The sequence below is a fragment of the Pseudonocardia sp. genome (genome assembly GCF_035305885.1).
Taxonomy (GTDB): Bacteria; Actinomycetota; Actinomycetes; order Mycobacteriales; family Pseudonocardiaceae; genus Pseudonocardia.
In genome coordinates this window covers 1-6432 of the sequence record NZ_DATGOP010000101.1, presented here as the reverse complement: position 1 = coordinate 6432, position 6432 = coordinate 1, and the positions used below count along the sequence as shown (strand labels likewise).

Below are 6432 nucleotides of genomic sequence, written 5' to 3'. Positions count from 1 at the left end.
AGCGTCCCGTTCTGGTTGAGCTTGATGAGGATGGCGTTCGCCGCGCCGACGGAGATGCCGTGGCGGAGCCGGTCCGGGTTGGTCGTGAACAGGTCGTCCCCGACCACCTGGATGCGGCCGCCGAGGCGCTCGGTGAGCGTGGTCCACCCGGACCAGTCCTCCTCGTCGAGGCCGTCCTCGATCGAGACGACCGGGTAGCGGTCCACCCAGCCCTCGAGCAACTCCACGATCTCGGCGCTCGTGCGGGTGACGCCCTCACGAGCGAACGCGTAGTCACCGCTCGGGGTGACGAGCGAGTGGGCGGCGACGTCGATCGCGATCAGCACGTCGCGGCCGGGTCGCAGGCCCGCGCCCTCGATGGCGGCGACCACCAGGTCGAGCGCCTCCTCGCCGGTCGCGCAGCCCGGGGAGAGGCCGCCCTCGTCGGCGAGCAGGGTGGGCAGGCCGCGGGCGGCGAGCACGTCCGACGCCGCGGAGCGCACCCGGGAGACGAGGTGGATCGCCTCGGGGAGCGTGGCCGCCGCGGCCGGGACGGCGAGGAAGTCCTGGACGTCCATGCCCCGTCCGGCGTGCAGGCCGCCGGAGAGGATGTTGACGACCGGCGTCGGCAGCGCGGGCGTGGTGCCGGCCAGCTCGGCGATGTAGCGGTACAGCGGTCGCCCGGTCGCCAGCGCGCCCGCCCGGCAGACCGCGAGCGAGGCGCCGAGCACGGCGTTGGCGCCGAGGCGGGTCAGCGCGGGCGACCCGTCGAGCTCGCGGAGCACGGTGTCGATCTCCCGCTGCTCGGTGACCGGCCTGCCGTGCAGGGCCTCGGCGATCTCGGTGTTGACCGCGCGCACCGCCTGCCGGACACCCAGGCCCGCGTACTCCTCCGGGTCCCCGTCGCGGCGCTCGTGCGCCTCGTGGCTCCCGGTCGACGCGCCGGACGGCACCGACGCCCGCGCCGTCCGGCCGTCGGCGAGCTGGACGTCGACCTCGACGGTGGGGCGTCCCCTGGAGTCGAGGATCTGCCGACCGCGGACCCGCGCGATCGAGTGACCGGACCCGCTCATCGTGGTTGCTCCTTCGTCGTGATCGGGTTGCCGGGGTGCAGTGGTGCCTCCGGCGAGTCGCGCTCTCGGTGCGCGCGAGTCGGGGTCTCAGCGCGTCGCGTCGCGGGAACCGGTACAGCAACTGCGAATGGAACTGGCTCATCCCGGTGCACCGGTTTTGGCATAGCGTCCTCCCGTGCAGTCGTCGAACTCGATCCTCACCCCGCTCGCCCACCAACCGCTGCCGGCGGTGCCCGCCGGCGCCGAGGTGATGACGGCGACCGTAGAGGTCCCGCCGGGCGATCCGGGCACCCCACCGCACCGGCACTCGGGCCCCGTGTACGGCTTCGTCGTGGAAGGCGCGATCGTCTGGGAGCTGGAGGGCGAGCCGGAGCGGGTGATCCGGGCGGGAGAACCGTTCTGGGAGCCGGGTGGCGACGTCATCCACTACCAGGCCGGCAACGCGCTGGCCGACGAGTGGAGCCGCTTCGTGGTGGTCATGCTGCACGAGCCGGGCGCGCCGATGCTCACCCTCGTCGACGAGGCCGAGCTCGAGGCGCGCGCGCACCTGCGGGCCCCGCGACCGGAGGTGGCGTGACCGTGCGCATCCTGCTCGCCGGGGCCACCGGGGTCGTCGGTCGCCTGCTCGTGCCGCTCCTCGTCGCCGAGGGCCACCACGTCACCGCGCTCACCCGTCGGCCCGACCGCGTCCCCGCCCTGCGCGCGGCCGGGGCGGAGCCCGCCGTCGTGGACGTGAAGGACGCCCGCGCGCTGTCCGCCACCGTGCGCGACGCCGCCCCCGAGGTGGTGGTCCACCAGCTCACCGACCTGTCCGCGGCCGACCTCGCCGCCAACTCCGCGCTGCGCGTCACCGGCACCCGCAACCTGGTCGACGCCGCGCTCGCGGCCGGCTCCCGCCGGATCGTCGCGCAGAGCATCTGCTGGGCCTACGCGGGCGGCGACGACCTCGCGACCGAGGACGTCCCGCTCGACCTCGACGCCCCCGAGCCGCGCCGGACATCGGTGCGCGGGGTCGCCGCGCTCGAGGCGGCGGTGCGGGAGGCGCCCGAGTGGGTCGTACTGCGCTACGGCTCGTTCTACGGCCCCGGGACGTGGTTCGCCCCCGACGGCGCGCGTGCCGACGCCGCGCGGGCCGGGGAGCTCGTCGCCGACACCGCGGTCACGAGCTTCCTGCACGTCGAGGACGCGGCCGCGGCGGCGGTGGCGGCGCTCGGGTGGCCGTCCGGCGCGGTCAACGTGTGCGACGACGAGCCCGCCACCGGCCAGGAGTGGGTGCCCGCCTTCTGCGCCGCGGTGGGGGCGCCGCCACCCCCGGTCTCCACCGCGCCGCGGCCCGGATGGGCCCGCGGGGCGGACAACCGGCTGGCGCGCGAGCAGCGCGGCTGGGCGCCGCGGTACCGCTCCTGGCGGGAGGGGTTCGCGCGGAGCGTGGCCGTGGCGTAGCTCCCCGCCGCGGGCTCGCGCCCGCCCGTCCACCAGGATCGGGGCTACCGAACGCGGTGCGACCCGGGGGACGTCGTGCGGATCCTGATCGTGACGGCCGGCTCGCGAGGCGACGTGGCACCGTTCACGGGCCTCGGCCGTCGGCTGCAGCGGGCGGGCCACGACGTGGCGCTGGCCGCGCACGCCCGCTTCGCCGGCCTCGTTCGCGAGACCGGGCTGGAGCACCGGCTCCTCCCCGGAGACCCGGTCGAGCAGGTGCGCGCCCGCACCGCCGCCCCGTCGCCGGAGGCGGCCCGCGCGGTCTTCGCCGCGTTCCTCGACGAGCTCGGCGACGGCGTGCTCGCCGCCGTCGCCGCGGGCACCGATCTCGTGCTCACCGCGTTCGGCCCGGCCCCGCTGAGCCGGCTCGTCGCCGAGGGCCTCGGCATCCCGAGCGCGGGCGTCTACCTCGCGCCGGGGGTGCCGACGCGCGAGTTCCCACCGCCCGGCCAGGCGGTCGCGGACCCCTCGCCCGAGGCGAACCTGGCCGCGGGCGGAGAGGTGCTCGCCCGCACCGGCGCCCTCTACGCCGAGGTGCTGCAGCGGCTGCGCGCCCGGCTCGACCGGCCGGCCACCGCGCCGGTCCCCCCGGACGACTGGCCGATCTGCCACGGCTTCAGCCCGGCCGTGGTGCCGCGGCCCGCCGACTGGCCGGTCGCGGCGCAGGTGACCGGGTACTGGTGGCCGGCCGACCCGCCGGGTTGGCGACCGCCCGCCGAGCTGGTCGACTTCCTCGACGCCGGGCCTCCCCCGGTGTTCATCGGATTCGGCAGCATGACCCCGTCCCACGAGCGGCTGCACGACGTCGTCGCGGCCGCCGTCGCCCGCGTCGGCGCGCGGGCCGTCGTGCAGTCCGGGTGGGCCGAGCTCGCGTCCGCGGGCGGCGACACCCTGGTCATCGACGACGTGCCGCACGAGTGGCTGTTCCCGCGCGTGGCCGCCGTCGTCCACCACGCCGGGGCGGGCACCACCGGGGCCGGGCTCCGGGCCGGGGTGCCGGCCGTCCCGGTCCCCGTGCTGGTCGACCAGCCCTTCTGGGCGGACCGGCTGCACCGGCTCGGCGTCGCGCCGGCACCGGTGCCGATGCCCGAGCTGACCGCCGACACCCTGGCCGACGCGCTGCGGTCCTGCCTCGAGCGGCCTGGCCTGCGCGACTGCGCCGCCGAGCTCGGCCGCCGGATCCGCGCCGAGGACGGCGCCGCCGCCGTGCTCTCGCTCGTCGAGCGGCTGGACGGACGGCACATCTGAGGTCAGGGCGACCGGTCCAGCCGGTCGAGGCGGGCGCGGACCGCGTCGGCGGTGACGTCGTCGTCCTGGGTGTGGGCCACGACGACGCCGGCGAGGCGGTCGAGGGCGCGTTCCCAGTGCTCCCGGGCGAGGTCGGGCCGGTCCAGGGCGCGGTGCACGTGGGCGAGGCCGTCGTGGACCTGCGCGCGGAGCACGTCCAGCCCGAGGTCGCCGGCCAGCCCGAGGGCGTGTTCGAGGTGGACGACGGCGAGGTCCATCCGGCCCGCGGTGAACTGGAGCCGCCCGAGCCCGTACCAGGCGTGGGCCTCGTGGACGGGGCTACTCGCCTCCGCGGTGAGGTCGAGCACCGCGCGGTAGTGGGCGGCGGCCGCCTCCGCGTGGCCCATGAGCCTGCGCTGCCGGGCGACGTCGAGCAGCGCGCCGAGCTCGTTCCACGGGCTCCGGATGGCCCGGGCGAGCGCGAGCTCCTCCTCGAACGCCTCGACGGCCCGCTCGTGGCGGCCGCGGAGGCGGTGGGCGTAGCCGAACCCCTGCAGCGCGATGCACTCCCCGATGCGGTGACCGAGCACGCGGGCCAGCTGCAGACCGCGCTAAAACTCGTCGTCGACGTCGTGCTCGCTCTCGAGGCGGACGAACCCGAGGCCGACGAGCGCCTCCGCCTGCGCCGCGTGGTGGCCGGTACCCGGCGCGATCGTGAGGACCTCGGTGAAGCGGGCGCGGGCGGTCTCGTACCGCCCGCGGAACCGGTCCATGTGCCCCAGGAACACCAGCGCGTCGAGCTCGACGGTCCGGTGCCCGCACGCGCGGGCCGCGGCGAGGGCCGCCCGGTAGCGCCCCACCGCGCGGTCCGAGCGCCCCACGAGCCGCTCCACGTGGCCTGTGCAGAGGAGCGCCTCGGCCTCGCCGCGCCGCTCACCGCGGGCCCTGGCCAGGGTGAGCGCCCGCTCGTGGAGGGCCGCGGCGTCGGCGTGGCGCTGCAGCGTGCGCAGGTGCCGGTGCAGGGTGGTGGACAGGTGGCGCAGGTGGCCCGGCCGGTCCTGGTCGGCGGCGAGGTGCGCGGCGGCCAGCAGGTTCGCGAGCTCGGCGTCGAGCCAGGCGCGGGCCGCGGCCTCGTCGGGCAGCGCGGGGGTCGGGGCGTCCGTCGGGTGGGCCGGGGGTCGCCGCTCGCGCTCGTACGGGTGGAGGAGGTCCATCGCCGCCGACGCGGTGCGGCAGCAGTGGTCGAGGAGCCGGGTCAGGGCCTCGGCGCGGTCGGGCTCGGGCTCGCCCGCGGCGGCGTAGGCCCGGACCAGGTCGTGGAAGCGGTACCGCCCCGGCGTCGGCTCCTGGATGAGGTGGGCGTCCAGGAGCCCGCCGATCAACCCCTCCGCCTCCCCGGGCGAACACCCGATCAACGCCGCCGCCCCGTGCGCGTCCAGGTCGCCGCCGGGGTGCAGGCCGAGCAGCCGGAACGCCCGGCGCTCGGGCCGGGCGAGCTGGCGGTAGGAGAGGTCGAGCGCGGCGGTGACGCTGCGCAGCCCCGCCTCGAGCTCGCCGAGGCGCCGGCGGTGGTCCCGCAGGCGGTCGATCAGGTGGGCGGCGGTCCAGGCGGGACGGGCCCGCAGCCGTGCGGCCGCGATGCGGATCGCCAACGGCAGCCGGTCGCACAGCTCGACGACCTCGGCCAGCAGCTCGGGCGCGATCGACGGTTCCTCCGTGACGCGGGTGAACAGCACCACCGCATCGCGCCGGGGGAGCACGTCGAGCGAGAACGCGTGCGTGGAGTCCAGGCCCGGCAGCCGCAGCCTGCTGGTCACCAGCACCATGCAGCCGGGCGTGCCGGGGATCAGGGGCACCACCTGGCCCTCGTTCGCCGCGTCGTCGAGCAGGATCAGCACCTTCCGACCGGCGAGCCTGCTGCGGTAGAGCGCGGCGCGGTCGTCGAGCCCCTGCGGGATCCGCTCGTCGGGCAGCCCCAGCGCCCGCAGCACGCTCGCGAGCGCCCCGTCCGGCCGGACGGGCGCCACCCCGTCGGTGCTGCCGTGCAGGTCGACGAAGAGCTGGCCGTCCGGGAAGTGCTCCGCGAGCCGGTGCGCCACCTGCACCGCGAACGCCGTCTTGCCGACCCCGGCCATCCCGTCGATCGACGCGACGACCACCGCGGAGGCGTCGACGAGCCGGTCCACGGCCGCGATCTCGGCGCGGCGCCCGGTGAAGCCGGGCAACGGCGCCGGCAGCTGGCGGGGGACGTCGTCCGGCGGGCTCCGCCCGACCTCCGCCTCGGCGGTGGCGCGGGCCGCGGCGACCAGCGTCGAGCGTTCCGCGTCGGTCAGGCCCAGCGCGGTGGCGAGCAGCTCGAGCGAGGACGGCCGCAGCCGACCGGTGCCGCCGGACTCCAGCCGCCCGATCGTCCGGGCGCTCAGCCCGGCCCGCTCGGCCAGCTGCTCCTGGGTGAGCAGCGCGCGTTCCCGCCACGCTCGCACGAGCGTCCCGGGATGGACCTGGCCGGGCACCGCGCCACCTTACGTCCGGCGCGCGCGGCGGACCCGGCGGCCGCTCAGCCCCGGTGCTGCCGCGCGGCGGTGTGGCCGAATGTCGGGGCGATGTCGGATCGACGACCTGGTCCGGCCCGGTGGGCCGAGCGATGGTCGACCGATGCACCACCGCGAAC

The 6432-nt window shown here is 77.1% G+C and carries 6 protein-coding genes; 3 read left to right on the top strand and 3 right to left on the bottom strand.

Features of this window, described 5'->3' with window-relative positions; genetic code table 11:
- Positions 1–1052: phosphopyruvate hydratase (eno, locus tag VKZ81_RS21010; RefSeq protein ID WP_324243338.1), on the bottom strand; the 1052-nt coding region annotated here is incomplete at its 3' end.
- A gap of 175 nt (positions 1053–1227) precedes the next feature.
- On the opposite strand from eno, the gene VKZ81_RS21005 reads away from it, so the two are divergent.
- From VKZ81_RS21005 to VKZ81_RS20995, 3 genes are all read left to right on the top strand, one after another.
- Positions 1228–1629: a cupin domain-containing protein gene (locus VKZ81_RS21005; RefSeq protein ID WP_324243337.1), complete on the top strand. Its 402-nt coding sequence runs from the start codon at positions 1228–1230 to the stop codon at positions 1627–1629.
- Complete coding sequence (locus VKZ81_RS21000) at positions 1626–2495, top strand: NAD-dependent epimerase/dehydratase family protein (protein ID WP_324243336.1); 870 nt, start codon at positions 1626–1628, stop codon at positions 2493–2495. Before VKZ81_RS21005 ends, VKZ81_RS21000 begins: the two co-directional genes overlap by 4 nt.
- 75 nt (positions 2496–2570) lie before the next feature.
- Positions 2571–3782, top strand: a complete 1212-nt coding sequence (locus tag VKZ81_RS20995) for a glycosyltransferase (RefSeq protein ID WP_324243335.1) — start codon at positions 2571–2573, stop codon at positions 3780–3782.
- Positions 3783–3784: 2 nt separating this feature from the next.
- Here the strand turns inward: VKZ81_RS20995 and VKZ81_RS20990 are convergent, their stop codons facing one another.
- Together VKZ81_RS20990 and VKZ81_RS20985 are read right to left on the bottom strand one after the other, a co-directional pair.
- The gene (locus VKZ81_RS20990; RefSeq protein ID WP_324243334.1) at positions 3785–4351 is read right to left on the bottom strand and encodes a tetratricopeptide repeat protein; all 567 of its coding nucleotides are present in this window, start codon (positions 4349–4351) and stop codon (positions 3785–3787) included.
- Positions 4352–4372: 21 nt separating this feature from the next.
- The gene (locus tag VKZ81_RS20985) at positions 4373–6274 is read right to left on the bottom strand and encodes an ATP-binding protein (protein WP_324243333.1); all 1902 of its coding nucleotides are present in this window, start codon (positions 6272–6274) and stop codon (positions 4373–4375) included.
- Between the last annotated feature and the right edge of the window lie 158 nt (positions 6275–6432).